The organism is Falsiruegeria sp. JB4-1 (assembly GCF_055693495.1).
This window is the reverse complement of record NZ_JBVFTZ010000001.1, coordinates 3,942,339-3,959,449: the sequence shown is the minus strand read 5'-3', so window position 1 is coordinate 3,959,449 and position 17,111 is coordinate 3,942,339. Positions and strand designations below refer to the sequence as shown.

Below are 17,111 nucleotides of genomic sequence, written 5' to 3'. Positions count from 1 at the left end.
TGCTGCCTCTTACGCTCTTTGGCGTTTGGGCAGAGGATAGCGGTTCAATCCGTTCGAGTCACCGATGAATAATGGGGCTCAGGCAGACTTGCGCAAACAGGCCACATAGAAGCCGTCCATGCCGCCACGGTCAGCCCAATAATCGGGGCGCAGGCGTAGCCCGCCCTCTTCTGTGTGCCAAGTCGGATCAATGCCGGTACGGTCCAGCATGGAACGGTCGACCTCCATGTCCGGGAACATCTCTAGCGCCTCTTCCACTTGCACCTCGCCCTCGTCCGGGAGCAGCGAGCAGGTGCAGAACACCAGCCGCCCACCGGGTTTCAGAAGGCTCCAGGCATGGGCCAGCATCCGCGTCTGCAATTCGATCAATTCGCCAAACTGCGAGCCGTCCTTGGCGTGCGGCAAATCAGGGTGGCGGCGAGATCGTGCCGGTGGCCGAACAGGGCGCATCCAGCAGGATCGCGTCATAGCTGCCTTGATGCTCGAGCGCATCGCCAGTGATCAGAGTAGCCTGCAACCCGGTGCGGGTCAGGTTTTCCTGCACGCGCTCCATCCGGTTTGCGCTTATGTCCAGGGCGGTGACCTTGGCTCCAGCGGCTGCCATCTGCATGGTCTTGCCGCCCGGCGCGGCGCAGAGATCAAGAGCCTCTTCCCCTTCCTGCGGGTTAAGAACCTTGACGGGCAGGGCGGCGGCGGCATCCTGAATCCACCAATCGCCAGCTTCAAAGCCAGGCAGGATCGAGACCTGCTTCGCATCACGCAGCCGAACCGATCCAGTAGGCAGAACCTCACCTCCCAGCGGGGCCGGATCTGCATCCGGTTTCAATGTCAGATCCAGCGGCGCCCCGGCCAGATGCGCGAGTTCGATTTGCAGCATCGTCTCGTTGCCCCAGGCCTGCGCCAATGGGCTGCGCAGCCATTTCGGCAGGCGCGGCGCGCGCAGGGCAGGCCATGCTTCGGGTCCTTCGGCGGCGATCTTGCGCAAAACCGCATTCACCAGACCCTTGAGCCGTCCATAGCGGCGGTTGCGGGACACGATGTCGACCATCGAGTTCACCACCCCATGCGCAGCCTCGCCCTGACACAGCTCGACCGTGCCAATGCGCAGTGCGTTGTGCACCGACAGCGGGGGTTTCTTTTGCAGGTGTTTCTGCAACAACCGGTCGGCGCGTTCCAAGCCGCGTAGCGTCTCCACCGTCAACCGTTGTGCCCGTGCGCGATCTTCTGGCGCCAACTTGTCCAACGCTCCGGCAGACAGGCATTCGGCCAGCAAACGCTGTTCACCCAACACCTGATCAAGCAGGTAGATGGCGCTTCGGCGGGCGCTGGTTGCTGGGTCTGACATGGATCGGCTCCTGCGTGTTGAGACCTTTGGCCACCTTGCCTTGGGTCGACGCGCGCGTATATCACGGATGTGCGATAAAGGAACCCGCTCATGACCGAGATGCCTGCCGACCAAATCAAAGATCTGCCCCCCGCCGCGCAGCGTGCGTTGGCCGAGGCCGAAGAACGCCGCAAGGCCGCCGAAGACAAGGTCAAGGCAATGCCCAAAGAGCTAGGTGGCCGCGACGGGCCCGAACCTGTGCGCTATGGCGATTGGGAGAAAAAGGGCCTCGCCATCGATTTCTGAGATGAGCATCGCACAAAACTTGATGGATTAGTGCGATGAATTTCATTCCCAAACCCTGATCGGGTGACCTAAGGACATTGGGTATCATTCGGAGACCCGTTCATGTCCACCCCCGTCGAACCCGCTCAGAACGTTGACACGCCGCAGGGCCTGGCCTTTGCGATCTCGGCTTATGTGCTGTGGGGGTTTCTGCCGCTCTATCTGAAGGCTGTGTCGCATATGCCTGCGGCTGAGGTTGTAGCGCACCGGATCATCTGGTCGGTGCCATTGGCCGGTGTGCTGTTGATCTTGCTGGGGCGGACCAAGGACTTGAAAGTCGCATTGCGGACGCCGCGGATGCTGGCCATGGGTTGTGTGACGGCGGCTCTGATCTCTGTGAACTGGGGTATCTATGTCTGGGCGATTGCCAATGACAACACCCTGGACGCGGCGCTTGGTTACTACATCAATCCGCTCTTCAGCATTGCCCTGGGTGCTTTGCTGCTGCGCGAGGGGCTGACACGCGCGCAGTTGGTGGCGATTGCCTTTGCTTAAGCGCGGGTGTGCTGGTGTTGATCTTTGAATCCGGCAAACTGCCGTGGGTCGCCATCAGCTTGACGCTTAGCTGGGGGTTTTACGCCTTCTTCAAAAAATCGCTTCCCATTGGACCCAACCAAGGTTTCCTGCTCGAGGTTCTGATCCTGACCATCCCGGCGTTGGGGTATCTGGCATATCTCGGCGGACAGGGCATTTCCAGTTTTGGAGGTAATCTCTCTGACACAGCATTACTGATGGGGTGCGGTGTGGTGACAGCAGTGCCGCTGATCCTTTATGCCAACGGGGCCAAGCTGTTGCGATTGTCCACCGTGGGCATCCTGCAATACATCGCGCCGTCGATGATTTTCATCAATGCGGTGTTCGTGTTCGGCGAAGAGGTCGATCGGGGTCGCATGTTCGCCTTTCCGCTGATCTGGGCCGGATTGGTGATTTATTCGCTGTCGATGATCCGCAGCATGCGCCGGACAGCCTAATCGAAACTGGCGAAAATGGGGTCTGCCAGCATCTGTGCCCAAATGCGATAAGCCCGCGCACTGGGGTGATAACCATCCCGCGCGGCATAGGCCGGTTCGGGAGGGATGGTCAGTTTGAAGTGATGCACCTGCGGGAACTGGCTCGCGACATGAGCAAGACCCGTGTCCAACCGCCGGGCCTGCGCGCCCAACACCCAGGCCAGCGGATTGGGCAATGCTGGAAAAAGGTCCATTTGCGGAACACCTGTGGCCAGCACCAGTGAGGCGTCGAAGTGCTTGGTGAGCAGGTCCATCAGTTCGGATTGGTGGTTGATGAACTGCTTGCGTGTCACGCAACGGGTAACATCGTTTACCCCAAGCGCAGTAACCACCACGTCGAACGGCCCCTCAAGCTGAGACAGGCGCTGGATCGTGTCGCGTGTTATATGGCCGGTCGTGGCCTCTAGCTGCCATTCAACTGTAAAGGCCTGGCTCAAGAGGCTGACCAACTGGCCGCTGAGCGCTTGGGACTGCTTGTCTACTCCAACCCCGGCGGCCGAGCTATCTCCGGCGATCAGAAGCCGCAGGGTAGGTCCGGTTCCGATCTCGCCCGGCGCGGGGACCAGCCGGTTCGCCCAGCAACTGCGCACTACGCCGAACAGAAATTGCCTGTGCCGCCAACACCGGGATCAGCGGCACACGCAGGATTTGATCCACTGCGATCAGGACAGTGCCTCGCGGAACTTGAGGAAGCGCGCGTCGGTCATCACCCGCGCGTTCATTGCGTCGCGCAGCGCACCGATGGTTTTGTAGGGGCGCATGACAACTTCGAAAGTCTGGATCAGACCGTCATCATTCAGTGTGATCAGGTCAACGCCGACGGCGTCCAGATCGCCGACCTTGCACTGAAACTCAAGCGCCCAGTCCGTGCTAGGCGCCCATCACGCGCCGATAACGAAAATCGGAAAACACCTGGCCTACATGACCCAGTACAGCGGCAACCGGTTCACGCCCCGTCCAGGTTTTGTAGTAGGTTGGCGGCATAAAGCTGACGTCTTCGGCAAGCAACTCGTGGATCAGGCTTTCGTCGCCTTTGGCCACGACCTCCTGCATCTTGATGATTGTTGGGTGCATGGTGTCTCCTCTCCCTTTCCGCAAAGGTCAGTCATCGCGAACAAGGCTGCAAGGGCGACGTTGCGGGAGGCAGCACAGTCAGGTAGGGACGCCGACATGAGTGATGACTACCGCCCGCCAAATGACCCGCTGAATGTGCTGCACGAGGACGCGCAGTTGATCGTGGTCGACAAACCTTCGGGCCTTTTGTCCGTGCCTGGACGGGGGTGCATCTGGCTGATTGCCTGCTCACTCGCGTGCAAGCAGCGTTTCCTCAGGCTCTGCTGGTGCATCGTCTGGATCGCGATACATCCGGCGTGATGGTCTTTGCCCAGACCCCACATGCACAACGTCACCTTGGGTTGCAGTTCGAAAAACGCCAGACGCGCAAGACCTATGTGGCCCGGGTTTGGGGGCGATTGGAGCCCAAAACCGGAACCGTCGATCTGCCACTGATCGTGGATTGGCCGAACCGACCGCGCCAAATGGTGTGCCACGAAACGGGCAAACCTGCAGTGACGGATTGGCGCGTTGCCAAGTACGAAAGTGAGTCATCGCGGGTGAAGCTTAGCCCGAAGACCGGGCGCTCGCATCAGTTGCGCGTGCACATGTTGGCCCTGGGCCACCCGATCCTGGGTGATCCCTTCTATGCCGAAGGCCCTGCACGCGAGTTCCCGCGGTTGATGTTGCATTCCGAAGAGCTGCGACTGAAACACCCAGAGGGGGATGTCGATGAAGTTCCGTGCCAAGGCACCGTTCTGAACCAGTTCGGGAGTGCTCCCGCGCCCGAGCGATCCTGGCTACGCCAGCACCTCTACTGGCCTTGGGCGTAGCGCCGGGCAGTGCCCGGCGCGGTTCAGTTTGGGGTGTTCGTTTTGCCACAAGCGCAACCGCCGAGCGTAGCGAGGCCCGGCCCAACGGGAGGAGGGCATCTTTGATGCACGAACGACGGGCGGGAGGGCTTCCGGTTTTGGAATGCATCCTGCGGGCACATACCTGCGGTACCCGTATTTTGGCAAAAGACCTCGGGGCTACGCCTCGATCCGGTGCCAGTCTGGGGGCAAGATGTCGGGGTTGGACAGGTTTGGATCGCCAAACCATTTGGATGGACCCGCCACCTGTTTTCCGGGTGTCCGGTTCAGCCAGGCGGCCCACCAGCTGAAGGATGAGTTGCCGATGATGTTGTGCCGACACAGGCTCATCAGACGCATATCTTCGAAGTCGGTGTCGGGGCCGTTGAAATCCACCACCACCTTTTTGACTGGCAGCGGCAGGTTGTCCTTGGCCCACTGCGGATCGTCCGAGAAGACAAAGACCGTCGGCGTACTTTCGACACTTTCCAGAACTCGGGCCAAAGCGGTCTCGTAATAGCTCTGGTCACACAGTACATGCGCGTTCAGGCTGACATAATCGCCTCGCCTCACATGGAGCGAAATGGCCTGCGCCTCGCTAATGTACTCTGCCATTTCGGCGTTTTGCGAGTTTGAAAAATCGGGGAATGTAAAAGCTGTCCGAATGTCTTTCGCGATATGCGAAAAATACCTTTCGCTCTGCCAATAGCCATGCAGGTAGCTGCCGTCTTTCCACCCCTCAATCCCTGTGTTGTAACCCAGATTTTGTTCGCGTCGGAACTTGGGCGCGCTCCCCATTTTCCTCCACAGCGCATAGCGCAACGGCGCTTCGGACTTTAATGGAGGCAATGAAGTGGGATCAACCAGCGGCAAATCAAACACCCGCGTCAGAACCCCTTCGCCGCGCAAAATGGCACTGCGCGCGTCCAGAGCCACCTGTGTACCAATCCGTGCCGCCAATCCGGCAGCGGCGGCATATTGGAACATCTGATTGCCGAGGCGGCCGTGCAGGCGAGTGATGATCATTGCGGGCTGTCCCAAGTGAAGGCGTCTGTGTCTGTTTAGGCGCTCCTGACTGGCAAGACCAGCCATGCCGTTGACATGTGGGTCTGGGCTTCCTATTTCACCGGCTCAGGTTTGGGTTCCCTGCCGCTCGCGGCCCTTTGGCTTTGGTGAAACCCAGTAAAGATACATCTGACGCCCCTTTCACGGCGCGCCCGGATGGCAATGCGAGCCCCGTCCAAGTTCTTGCGTGTCCGTTTGAAAGAAACGAGGCAAATGATGACTATTGTACCAAACATTGCTCCAGTGTCGGAGCTCAAAGCCCAGGCCAAACGTCTGAGAGAGAAACTGCGCGGCACAGGCGTGCAACTCAGCCACAGTGAATCGCTGGAATTGGTGGCCACACAGCATGGCGTGCGGGATTGGAACACTCTGCATGCGATGGCGGGGAACCGAATGCTGCTCCGAGTTGGAGACCGCGTTCGCGGAACCTATCTGGGGCAATCATTCAAAGGAGAGGTGCGCGCGCTGTCCACGATTGGGGACGGGTCGCATCGCCGTGTCACCCTGCATTTTGATCAGCCCGTGGATGTTGTGACCTTCGACAGCTTCTCGTCTTTCCGCCAGCGGGTAAGCGGCGAGGTTGGTTGGGATGGGCGTTCGACGCGCAAGACGTCGGATGGTCAGCCGCAACTGATCGTGATGCCGGAATGACAAAGAAAACGGGCCGGGCAGATTGGAACTGTCCGGCCCGCGTTCATTCAAAGCACGAGGAGTTTACTCAGCTGCCCAACCGCTGACGGCTTTGACTTCCAAGAAGTCTTCAAGCCCCCAAACGCCGCCTTCGCGGCCGTTACCAGACTGCTTCATGCCACCAAAAGGCGAGCCAGCACCACGGCTGGTGCCGTTCATTTCGACCATGCCCGAGCGCAGGGTGCGCGCCATGCGGTTCAGACGCTGCGGGTCCTGGGTCTGAACATAGTTGGTCAGTCCATAGGGCGTGTCGTTGGCGATCTCGACGGCTTCCTCTTCGGTGTCGAAGGGGATCATGGTCAGAACCGGTCCAAAGATCTCCTCGCGCGCGATGGTCATCTGGTTGTTGGCGTCGGCAAAGACGGTGGGTTTCACATAGTAACCCTTGTTCAGGCCGTCCGGGCGACCTGTGCCGCCCGCAACCAGCTTGGCGCCTTCGTCGATGCCTTTCTGGATCAGGTCCTGGATCTTGTTCCATTGCAGCTCGTTCACGACGGGGCCGATGTGGCGACCTTCTTCCAAAGCGTTGCCGACGGACACCATCTGTGCGACCTGACCTGCGGTTTCGACCGCCTGATCATAAACGCCACGCTGCACCAGCATCCGGCTCGGGGCGTTACAGCTTTGACCGGTGTTGTTCATCATGTGCAGAACGCCACGTTTGATCGCCTTGTCGTCGGCGTCGTCAAAAACCACGTTGGCGCCCTTGCCACCCAGTTCCAGATGTACCTTTTTGAGCGTGTCGGCAGCATTCTTGGAAATCGCCGTACCCGCACGGGTCGAGCCAGTGAAGCTGACCATATCGACGTCTGGATGACCTGACAGCTGCGAGCCGACGCCGACGCCATCGCCATTCACCAAGTTGAAGACACCGGCAGGGAACCCGGCCTCATCCATCATCTCGGCAAAAACCATCGCGTTCAGCGGGCTTTGCTCGGACGGTTTCAGAACCATGGTGCAGCCTGCAACCGCCGCCGCGCCGACCTTGAGCGTGATCTGGTTCATCGGCCAGTTCCACGGGGTGATCAGGGCCGCTACGCCAACTGCCTCGTGAATGATGCGATCGTTCGGGGCGTGATCGCCAAGCGGCTTTTCAAACTCGAACTTCTTGGCGGCTTTGATGAAGTTCATCAGATGCCATGCACCGGCACCGACCTGCTGTGTACGGGCCATGTCAATGGGCGCGCCCATTTCGGCGGACATGGCTTGCGCCAGATCTTCGGTGCGGGACTGGTAAACTTCGGCCAGTTTCTCGACCAGAGCGATCCGTTCTTCGACAGGGGTTGCCATCCAACCGGGTAGGGCGGCCTTGGCGGCAGCGACAGCTGCATCCGTGTCAGCTTGATCACCCAAAGAGATCACCGCACAGGGTTCTTCGGTGGACGGGTTGATGACTTCAAAATCGTTTGCGGCGGCCGGGGCAACCCATGCGCCGTTGATGTAGAAGTTGCGTTTTTCGATCATGTCTGGCTCTCCTGATCCTGCCAATAAATCGACCGATTGGTCGAATTTGTGGCCAATGTGTCACCACCCCCGGTTCCGAGCAAGGGGTAAACGGATGAATTGATCGCATCATCCGGGTGAAGCTCCTCCGCTGTCAAAGCTGCGCATCGCGCCGGTCTTTGCAAGCAGGAATTGTTTCCCCTTCGTCACTTTGCCCCTGTAACCTTGCGGCAGAACCACTAAGTTGAGCGGGTCAGGACGATCCGACCCGGATTTTCATACCAAAGGAGATGAGCCATGGGTTTGCGTATTAACGATACTGTTCCGAATTTTACTGCTGAAACCGATCAGGGCACCATTCAGTTCCACGACTGGATCGGCGACAGCTGGGCGATTCTGTTTTCCCACCCCAAAGACTTTACACCAGTTTGCACCACCGAGTTTTCGGCGGTCGCACAGCTGGCCGATGAATGGGCCGCGCGCGGTACCAAGGTAATCGGCGTATCCGTTGACGGGGTTGAGGACCACAAGAAATGGAAAGGTGATATTGAGAAATACGGCAATGCTGCCGCTGGTTTCCCGATCATCGCAGACGATGGTCTGGCCGTGTCAAAAGCCTTCGACATGCTGCCTGCCGAGGCGTATCTGCCAGATGGCCGCACCCCGGCTGACAGCGCCACAGTGCGTTCGGTGTTCATCATCGGCCCTGACAAGCAGCTGAAACTGTCAATGACCTACCCGATGACCGTGGGCCGCAACTTTGCCGAGATTCTGCGTGCTCTGGACGGGTTGCAGATGTCCGGCAAGGGTGTTGCCACGCTCAGCAAACTGGGTGCCGGGAGAAGATGTGATCATCCCGCCAGCCGTCAGCAACGAAGAGGCCAAGGAAAAATTTGGCGAGTTCGAGACAATCTTCCCCTATCTGCGCAAAACTAAAGCGCCGAGCTGATTGGCCTGCTGAAATGTACTGCTCCCGCGGTCGTTGGCCGCGGGAATTTTTTGCGGTTAGGCAGGCTGGGGGCGCAGAGAAACGCGGGCTCGATAAACAGCTCGTTTGAATTCACGCTGCAATTTGCTATCACCGGTATTCTTTTTCTGGATTGTAGAACCGCCAAGATCCTCGGTGATCTCTGCCACGCCGTTTGGCAAAATCGTATGTACCGGTTGTCCAGTAACCCAATGCATCTGCAAAAAGGTGTCAACTGGGCGATCCAGAACCTCTGTCACCTCAAGCAGATGCTTTGCGGCATTGCGGCCGACCACCTGACATACGGTCTGCAAGCCGATGACCTTTGGTAGAAACATTTTTGCTCGGTCGCGTTCGGCCACGATGCTTTTTGCGACTTCGCGTCTTTTGGCTGGCAATCGGATGAAAGTTTCCGGGGTGGAGTGTGTTTCGACCAGATCCATGGCTTCGGCCCAGAGTTCAGGATCGACTGACAAATCGTCTTCGACGATCAGGGCGTGGCTCAAATCTTCGTCTAGAATGCGTTGCCAGCATTTGCGGTGACTTAGAAAACACCCGACCTCACCCGGACTGAGGGGGAAGGGGTACTCAGGTTGGTGTAGGTCACCTGGCCTTGTTGCAAAACTCTGTTGTGCCAAAATGTCTTTGCCGACCACAGCGTCGATAACTTGTGCATCGGGTAGTGTTTTTAGCAGTTTTTCAACGTTAGGAGCGCGTTTGGTGTCGCCCTGCATATGGATAATAAATGATCGCATGGCCCGATGCATACCGCGCCGGGCCATGCGGTGAAAGCGAAACCAAGGCGGGGGCTGTTTCGCTTAACTTCAGAACTTGAACCTTACACCGAGGTTTACGCTGAAATTGTCGAGATCATCTTCGACCGTACCGGTCGAAATTCCGGCTGGATTGAGCCGACTGCTAGCAGCATCAAAGGCGCGTGAATATCGAGCATCAAGCGTCAGCGCCGTGCTGTTGTTGATGTCGTAGCTAACACCGGCAATGGCCTGAGCTGCAAAGGTGGTATCGCTGTCCCGAATAGCGACGCCCGGCCCATACACAAGGTCATAGCTGCTGCGTTGCGCGCCCAGACCAAACCCGACAAAGGGCGTGAACGCACCTTGTTGCTTGAAATCGAAAAGCACGTTGGCAAACAGCGACGTCGAAGAAATGTCACCGCTGGTATTGGCTTCATTTCCGGGGCCGTTGCCGGTGAAATTCAGCGTATCCACATCATTGTTGCGATAGGACAGTTCCAGTTCGACACGGGTGCCGATGTTTGAACTACTCCACTGCGGAATTTCGCGACCCACAGCAACACCGATGCCGTAGCCGCTGTCAAAATCGCCAAAGACGGATTGTGGCGCGCCACCGATCGTGCCGGACAGATTGGTGTCCTGCAATTGATTGAAGCCAGCAAAACCCTGAATGTAATATCCTTCGGGCAATGATTGAGCAGACAGCGCCGAGGCGGACAGTGTCAGCGTGGCAGCGGCTATGAGATGACGGGAAAGCATCTGGTGATCCTTTGTTCAGGCGTTTGATGCTTAACCAATTGCGTGCTGCGCCGACGATTGGAAGGGGCCGAGCCGTCACGTCTGATCACAGAATTTCGTGTCGGGGTGATTGAATAATCTGAGGAGGAGGCCTCCATCAATCCAACCGCGGTTTGTCGTGTCACGAAGTTGCGATTTCAGAAGTCTTTCATCGGTGCTAAGTTTTCAACCTGTCCTCAATCCATTTCGCGACAAACGGCCAAACGTCCCGAGCGGCCGCACTGGAGGCCAGAATTCTGCCGTGGTCATAGTCTTCGAGAAACCCCTGCTCCCGTCCGCATACGACAATCGTCCGGTCAGAGCTTCCAAAGCAATTTGCGAACACTTCACACCCGGCTTGGGGGCGACGAATGTATCCGCCGCGGCGACCATTGACAGCAGCGGAAACTGTACCTGCCCAAGCGCAGGAACATAGTCAAAACCATCGGACCCCACGAACGTCTGCTCCAGGTTCCAGCGGCACCACTGACGCATCAACCGGGCGCTTTCAGGCTCCGATCCGACACCAAAGTGACGACGTGGAATGACGTCAACGTTCGCCAGGTATTGCGCCATATCGTCGATTCTCTTGCGGTGTTCAGGTGGATCTGCTGCAAGATGGGCCTGAGCGGCCATTGTGACCAATCCCCGGATATTTTGATTGGCCTCGTCAGGGTTGCGGGCCGCCCACATTGCGACGACCAGACCGCCGCCAGAATGGGTGACAAAGTAGGCCGACGAGTGCCCTGTTTCTGCTTTGACCAGATCCATCACCGATGGGATGTCGAATTCTGCAACGGTATCAAAATCGAAGCTGTGTTTTGGCTGATCACTGCCACCTCGGCCACGCCAATCCATCGCCCAGATGTCCAACCCATCATCGGCCAGCCTCCGGGCTAAGCCGATGCACCCTTCGTGACTGGAAAACGTGCCATGCACGACGATGACCGGAACGCCGCCGGGATTGGCAAAACGATAACAGGCGATACCAATGCCATCGGCGCAAGCGGCCGTGTAGCGGATCGGGTGCATTTGAGGATCGGCTTGCATGTTTAAACGCTAGCAGCGCAGCGATCGCCAATTCATCTGAAACCCCACGTAACGCTGGGCTGCAAACGAAAAAAGGCCCCGACACTTGGTCGGGGCCTTCTGAAAGGTAAGACTAAGGATCAGTCTTCTTTCTTTTCTTTCTTTTCAGGTGCGATCTCTTCGCCGGTTTCCTGATCGACGATTTTCATCGACAGGCGAACCTTGCCGCGATCGTCAAAGCCCAGCAGCTTAACCTTCACTTCCTGGCCTTCCTTCAGAACGTCCGAAGGGTGGTTCAGGCGGCGGTTTTCGATCTGGGACACGTGGACCAGACCGTCGCGCTTGCCAAAGAAGTTCACGAATGCACCGAAGTCGACGATCTTGACGACCTTACCGGTGTAGATCGCGCCTTCTTCGGGCTCTGCGACGATCGAGTGGATCATGTCGTAGGCCTTCTTGATGGCTTCGCCGTTGGGCGATGCGATCTTGATGATGCCTTCGTCGTTGATGTCGACCTTGGCGCCCGACACTTCGACGATCTCGCGGATCACTTTACCGCCCGAACCGATCACTTCACGGATCTTGTCGGTTGGGATCTGCATGGTCTCGATGCGCGGTGCGTGAACCGAGAACTCGGACGCTTCGGTCAGGGCTTTGGCCATCTCACCCAGAATGTGGATACGGCCGTCTTTGGCTTGTGCCAGGGCTTTTTCCATGATTTCGGGCGTGATGCCTGCAACCTTGATGTCCATCTGCAGCGAGGTGATGCCGTTTTCGGTACCCGCCACTTTGAAGTCCATGTCGCCCAGGTGGTCTTCGTCGCCCAGGATGTCGGACAGGATCGCGTACGAACCGTCGTCTTCCAGGATCAGACCCATCGCAACGCCAGCAACCGGTGCTTTCAGCGGAACGCCTGCGTCCATCATGGACAGCGAGCCACCACAGACCGACGCCATCGAGCTGGAGCCGTTGGATTCGGTGATTTCCGACACAACGCGAACGGTGTACGGGAAATCGGTGACGGCGGGCAGAACGGCCTGCAGAGCGCGCCATGCCAGTTTACCGTGACCGATTTCACGACGACCCGGAGGGCCCACACGACCCACTTCACCAACCGAATAGGGAGGGAAGTTGTAGTGCAGCAGGAAGTTCGATTTGAAGTTGCCGTGCAGGGCGTCGATGAACTGTTCGTCGTCGCCGGTGCCCAGTGTGGTCACAACCAGACCCTGGGTCTCGCCACGGGTGAACAGGGCCGAACCGTGTGTACGCGGCAGCAGGCCGGTTTCCGAGACGATGTCGCGGATTTCGTCGGTTGCGCGACCGTCGATACGCTTGCCGGTTTTAACAACGTCACCGCGCAGGATGCCTGCTTCGAGCTTCTTCAGCGCCGAACCCAGGTTCGCGTCGTCCAGCTGCTCTTCGGTCAAGGCGCCTTTGATGGTTTCACGAGCTGCAGCAACAGCGGCGGTACGCTCTTGCTTGTCGCTGATCGCAAATGCGGCGCGCATTTCGGTTTCGCCAGCAGCTTTGACGGCTTCGTACAGCTCCGAATAATCCGGGGGTGTAAAGTCGAACGGTTCGTTTGCAGCTTCTTCGGCCAGAGCGATGATCAGGTCGATGACCGGTTGGATCTGCTCGTGCGCGAACTTAACTGCGCCCAGCATTTCAGCTTCGGACAGCTCGTAGGCTTCGGATTCAACCATCATCACGGCGTCTTTGGTGCCGGCGACAACCAGATCCAGACGCTGTTCAGGGTTCAGACGCAGGTCCTGCATGTCGTCGACGGTCGGGTTCAGAACGTATTCACCGTCCTCGAAACCAACGCGCGCACCGGCGATCGGGCCCATGAACGGAGCACCCGACAGGGTCAGAGCAGCCGAAGCGGCGATCATTGCAACCATGTCCGGGTCATTGACCAGATCGTGGCTCAGCACGGTGCACATCACCAGAACTTCGTTTTTGAAGCCAGGAACAAACAGCGGGCGGATCGGACGGTCGATTAGACGCGCGGTCAGCGTCTCTTTTTCGGTCGGGCGCGCCTCGCGCTTGAAGAAGCCACCCGGAACTTTACCGGCGGCATAATATTTCTCTTGGTAGTGAACGGTCAGCGGGAAAAAGTCCTGACCGGGCTTTTGCTGACGGGCAAAGGTCACGTTGGCCATGACGCTGGTTTCGCCCAAAGTGGCGATGACCGAGCCGTCGGCCTGACGGGCAACCTTGCCAGTTTCCAGTGTAAGCGTCTCTTCGCCCCACTGCATGGATTTCGTTGTTACGTTAAACATCTAGCGTATCCTAAATAGGAGCACTCGCGGGCCCTCCCGCGTCTCCCGTTTGCATGACGGCCCCATTGCCGCCGACCCCTGTTATCTTCCTTCACGGTGCCAGGGTCCGTGCACCACGTCTCAGATGAAGCCGCCCTTACATCAGTTTTCCCCCAAATGAAAGGGGACTGATCAGGGTTATTGGGGAATATCCGCCGCTACCGCTGGATAGGGGCAGCGCGCACTGTGTTCTGCGTGCGGCGCGTTATTGCAATTGCAGAATATCGGGCACGCAGAGCTTGCGGTCGTCCGGCATTTTAGAGGCCCCATCCGAGCGCTTCAGGCGGCGGGGACCGTCCTTAACCTTGACCTTAGGATCATTCAACGAGCCCTTGAGTGTAAACGGCCAGGGGCTGCGCGACAGCGGCTTGCCGATGCGTCGTGGCTGTCCGGTGATGTCAAGTGTCTTGCCTTTCAGATTCACGTTGCCAAAGACCACCACCTGCACCTGATCGGTTTCCACCACAATCTGCTTGGTCGAAACCTGCCCATTCGCAAAGTAAAGTGGAGCTTGTGCACAGACGATAGGGGCGGTTTTGCCGCGCTCTTTGGTAAATAACCAAGGCAAAACACCCAGCCCGGCGATGTCTAGCAATTGTGTGTCGATGGTCCCGTTGCGCATCGAAACAAAGGCAGATCCTTGCATTGTAGCCAGGAAATCACTCACCGATTTATGGTGCCCTTGCAGCTTGAACTCGCCGTTGACCACTCCGCTGGCGGGCTTCTTGAAGTTGATTGCTTGCATGATCTCGCCAAAGTCCCATCCGTCAGTGGACCCCTCAACCCTTAGGGTGTCGGGATCTTCGTTCATGTCCATCAGTCCTGTGATGTTGAAATGACCTCCGCCATAGCTGAAATCGACCGGCCCCAACTGGGCTTTGCCTTCGGCGAATTCAAACGCGCTTTGCAGGCTGGTGGTGCCTGCTTTGCCTTCGAGTTTTCGCAGATCGATCTGCACGCTCAGGTCCATGCCAGACAGCAGTATGGTTCGACCGAGTGGTTCCAGCGTCACATCTCGCAAGGGCCCACTTGTGGGCTCTTCCTTGCTCAGGACGAGCGGTTGGATCTCATTTGTGTCGGCGGGTTTTTCTGCGCTTTCAGCCTGCGGATTCAGTTTTGACAGTTGGAGCGCCGAGGCGGCGATGTCGCGCAGGTGATTGATCCGGATCAGATCGCTTTCGACCGTGCCGCGCACCACTGGGTGCGGGTCTGCCATGTCCAAGGACATTGCCAGATCCAGTTCTGAGTCGGCCACATCCACGGCCATTACCGTTTCCCAAGCCGTGTCCTGACTGGTCAAGTCGATGGCCAGCTGCACCAGGCCTGTGTCGATTGGCTTCAACTCCAGCGTTTCGAGCAGCTTGGCGCCCGAAGGAACATCAACCTTAACATGCAGATCGACATCCTCGAATTTGAGCGCGTTATACACCGAGCCGGTTACATCCAGATGCCACAGGTCGGAGTCTTGCGATTTGGCCTGAAGCTCGCTGAGCGACAGAACCTTGGCATTGCCTTTCAGGCGAAAACCGCCAACCAGCTTGCCCAGATCACCAGCCGCGGCAAATCCCTCGGGCGCAATCAGACTTGAGGCCGAAATCAACAGGTCGGCGCCAAAGTCGATCCCCTCCAGTCGCAGCGCATCCTCGACGGCGCCTTCGACAACCAGAAAGGGTGCATCTGGCGGGCCGATCCGAAGTACGGCGTTGCCGAGGCGCAGCAACCCGTCGGCGGTGCGTGATATGCCAGAAACCTCAACAGGGGGCGGGCCTTCGCCGGTTGTGTCCAGGACGAAACCATTGGTGGCGATCACCATACCCCGTTTCGGGATGCCGTTTGGCTGCGCCTCGAGGGTCATGTCGACACCCAACAGTTTCAAGTCACGCCGCAGTGTTGCGGGGGGCGGTAAGGCGTTGTCGGGATAGAGGCGAATGCGCGTGTCGAGCGAGACATCGGAAGCGTTGCCCATTTCGCCCAACTCGCCTGTCACCGTCAGACTTTGACCGGTGTCCAGTGCCACGGCAACGTTCACATCCGTCACCCGCGCTGGTCCGTCCGAGGTGTGCATCTTGGCGCTAATCTTGCCATTACCGGAGATCGGCTTTTGCAGCTTCAGCGCGTCCAGCAGCTGCTCCAGCTCTTGGATCTCGGCGCTGATCGAGGTGACATATCCACCGTCTGTGGGATCCCCAGACAGGTCGATGTGCATCTGGTTGAAGCGGATATTGGCGGAAAACGGATCCCCTTTGGCAAATGTGCCGTCCAAGTCAAAAGTCTCACCGTTCAATGCACCGTTGCCCGACAGGATCAAGGGTGCTGAGGGTGTTTCCTGGATCAGGCCAAAGGCGCTCATCTGCACTTCAAGATCCAAGCCGTTTCTCGCATCCTGATACAGGACGCTGCTGTCAGACAGCTGAATCCCTTGACCGGACAGCAAGCTCAGTGGGTTGAAGGAAACGCTGCCTTTCGGGTTGGTGACCTCGGTGTTGGCAGGCGCGTCCGATATCGCGTTTGTCCAACCACTGTACCCGTTTTCATCTACGACAACTGTGACACGGGCCCCCGTGGCGGTCAGATTGGATAGGGTGATCCGACCTTGCATCAGATCCCGGGCTGCCAGATCGAAGTCGAGCCTTTGGAGATCCGCCAGATTGCTGTCGGGATCGGTGTCGTTGAGAAGCACCACGTCCTGGGCAGTGATATGCAGGACGGATCCCAGATCGACCGTCACGCCGCCATTTATTGCAACGTCTTGTCCCAATTTGTCCTGCAGCACGCGCGCCACGAGAGCTCCCCGAGGGCCTGCCAACAGCGAAGAGGACAGCAGCAGCCACAGGCCAACGACGCACAACACCACAAGGCCCAAAAGGAAAAGGGCCAGCTTTTTGAAAAGGGATGACACGATAAACTCCGGCGAAAGATCTATGTGACGGACTGTATCACAGGCCAACCTATGCGCAATTTATGATGTGTGGAGTTGTGAAGGTTTCAACAAAAAAAGGCGCCCGCCGGGTGGCGAGCGCCAAATACAGACAAAATCCAGGTTAAACCGGTTTTCGTCGATGCCCCGCGGTTAGCGGCGCAGACCCAGGCGTTTGATCAGGTCCTGATAACGGGCCTCATCCTTACCTTTCAGGTAGTCCAGCAGCTTGCGGCGCTGAGCAACCATCTTGAGCAGACCACGGCGGCCGTGGTTGTCTTTTTTGTGGGTCTTGAAGTGTTCGGTCAGAGTCGAAATGCGCGAGCTCAAAACAGCAACCTGAACTTCGGGCGAACCGGTGTCGCCTTCTTTGGTTGCGTACTCGGTCATGACGCGTGCTTTTTCTGCAGCTGTGATCGACATCGGGGTCTCCTTTACAAGGTTAGAGTGGATGGCTCAGGCCGGGATGTCGTCCAGCACAGGCCCATGGAGATGTCTGTCGCAAACTCAACCCAACGGCCGAATCCCCGACAGATGCGCGGATATAGGCGTTTTCTTTTGGAT

The 17,111-nt window shown here is 58.0% G+C and carries 11 protein-coding genes and 5 pseudogenes; 5 read left to right on the top strand and 11 right to left on the bottom strand.

The window, feature by feature from the left end; translation table 11 throughout:
* Positions 1–78: 78 nt before the first annotated feature.
* Positions 79–1,345: pseudogene (locus ACZ1HE_RS20195) on the bottom strand (RsmB/NOP family class I SAM-dependent RNA methyltransferase).
* 90 nt (positions 1,346–1,435) lie between these two features.
* Between ACZ1HE_RS20195 and ACZ1HE_RS20190 the strand changes: the two are divergent.
* Both ACZ1HE_RS20190 and rarD read left to right on the top strand, forming a co-directional pair.
* Positions 1,436–1,630: a DUF1674 domain-containing protein gene (locus tag ACZ1HE_RS20190; protein ID WP_472623728.1), complete on the top strand. Its 195-nt coding sequence runs from the start codon at positions 1,436–1,438 to the stop codon at positions 1,628–1,630.
* 102 nt (positions 1,631–1,732) lie between these two features.
* Positions 1,733–2,640 (top strand): annotated as a pseudogene (gene rarD / locus ACZ1HE_RS20185) (EamA family transporter RarD).
* Here the strand turns inward: rarD and ACZ1HE_RS20180 are convergent.
* Both ACZ1HE_RS20180 and ACZ1HE_RS20175 read right to left on the bottom strand, forming a co-directional pair.
* On the bottom strand, positions 2,637–3,269 hold the full coding sequence (locus tag ACZ1HE_RS20180; protein ID WP_472623726.1) for an SGNH/GDSL hydrolase family protein: 633 nt from the start codon (positions 3,267–3,269) through the stop codon (positions 2,637–2,639). The pseudogene rarD and the gene ACZ1HE_RS20180 overlap by 4 nt on opposite strands.
* 72 nt (positions 3,270–3,341) lie before the next feature.
* Positions 3,342–3,753, bottom strand: a pseudogene (locus tag ACZ1HE_RS20175) (nuclear transport factor 2 family protein).
* Between the two features lie 96 nt (positions 3,754–3,849).
* On the opposite strand from ACZ1HE_RS20175, the pseudogene ACZ1HE_RS20170 reads away from it, so the two are divergent.
* A pseudogene (locus ACZ1HE_RS20170) lies at positions 3,850–4,494 on the top strand (RluA family pseudouridine synthase).
* 269 nt (positions 4,495–4,763) lie between these two features.
* On the opposite strand, the gene ACZ1HE_RS20165 reads toward ACZ1HE_RS20170, so the two are convergent.
* The gene (locus ACZ1HE_RS20165; protein ID WP_472623724.1) at positions 4,764–5,609 is read right to left on the bottom strand and encodes an alpha-1,2-fucosyltransferase; all 846 of its coding nucleotides are present in this window, start codon (positions 5,607–5,609) and stop codon (positions 4,764–4,766) included.
* A 255-nt stretch (positions 5,610–5,864) separates the two neighbouring features.
* Between ACZ1HE_RS20165 and ACZ1HE_RS20160 the strand changes: the two genes are divergently transcribed.
* On the top strand, positions 5,865–6,299 hold the full coding sequence (locus tag ACZ1HE_RS20160) for a glyoxalase superfamily protein (RefSeq protein ID WP_472623722.1): 435 nt from the start codon (positions 5,865–5,867) through the stop codon (positions 6,297–6,299).
* Between the two features lie 63 nt (positions 6,300–6,362).
* Here ACZ1HE_RS20160 and ACZ1HE_RS20155 read toward each other — a convergent pair whose 3' ends face one another.
* A complete protein-coding gene (locus tag ACZ1HE_RS20155) occupies positions 6,363–7,802 on the bottom strand; it encodes an aldehyde dehydrogenase family protein (RefSeq protein WP_472623720.1) in 1,440 nt (479 codons plus the stop codon).
* A 276-nt stretch (positions 7,803–8,078) separates the two neighbouring features.
* Between ACZ1HE_RS20155 and ACZ1HE_RS20150 the strand changes: the two are divergent.
* Positions 8,079–8,730, top strand: a pseudogene (locus ACZ1HE_RS20150) (peroxiredoxin).
* A gap of 56 nt (positions 8,731–8,786) precedes the next feature.
* Here the strand turns inward: ACZ1HE_RS20150 and ACZ1HE_RS20145 are convergent.
* The 6 genes from ACZ1HE_RS20145 to rpsO form a co-directional block, all read right to left on the bottom strand.
* Entirely contained in the window at positions 8,787–9,503 is a 717-nt protein-coding gene (locus ACZ1HE_RS20145; protein ID WP_472623718.1) for a glycosyltransferase family 25 protein, read from the bottom strand.
* Positions 9,504–9,572: 69 nt separating this feature from the next.
* A complete protein-coding gene (locus tag ACZ1HE_RS20140) occupies positions 9,573–10,262 on the bottom strand; it encodes an outer membrane protein (RefSeq protein WP_472623716.1) in 690 nt (229 codons plus the stop codon).
* Positions 10,263–10,466: 204 nt separating this feature from the next.
* The gene (locus ACZ1HE_RS20135; protein ID WP_472623714.1) at positions 10,467–11,330 is read right to left on the bottom strand and encodes an alpha/beta fold hydrolase; all 864 of its coding nucleotides are present in this window, start codon (positions 11,328–11,330) and stop codon (positions 10,467–10,469) included.
* 119 nt (positions 11,331–11,449) lie between these two features.
* Positions 11,450–13,591 carry a polyribonucleotide nucleotidyltransferase gene (gene pnp / locus ACZ1HE_RS20130; protein ID WP_472623712.1) on the bottom strand — a complete coding sequence of 714 codons (2,142 nt, stop codon included), beginning with the start codon at positions 13,589–13,591 and terminating at the stop codon, positions 11,450–11,452.
* A gap of 244 nt (positions 13,592–13,835) precedes the next feature.
* A complete protein-coding gene (locus ACZ1HE_RS20125) occupies positions 13,836–16,529 on the bottom strand; it encodes an AsmA family protein (protein ID WP_472623710.1) in 2,694 nt (897 codons plus the stop codon).
* Positions 16,530–16,700: 171 nt separating this feature from the next.
* Positions 16,701–16,970: a 30S ribosomal protein S15 gene (rpsO, locus tag ACZ1HE_RS20120; protein ID WP_472623708.1), complete on the bottom strand. Its 270-nt coding sequence runs from the start codon at positions 16,968–16,970 to the stop codon at positions 16,701–16,703.
* Positions 16,971–17,111 lie beyond the last annotated feature (141 nt).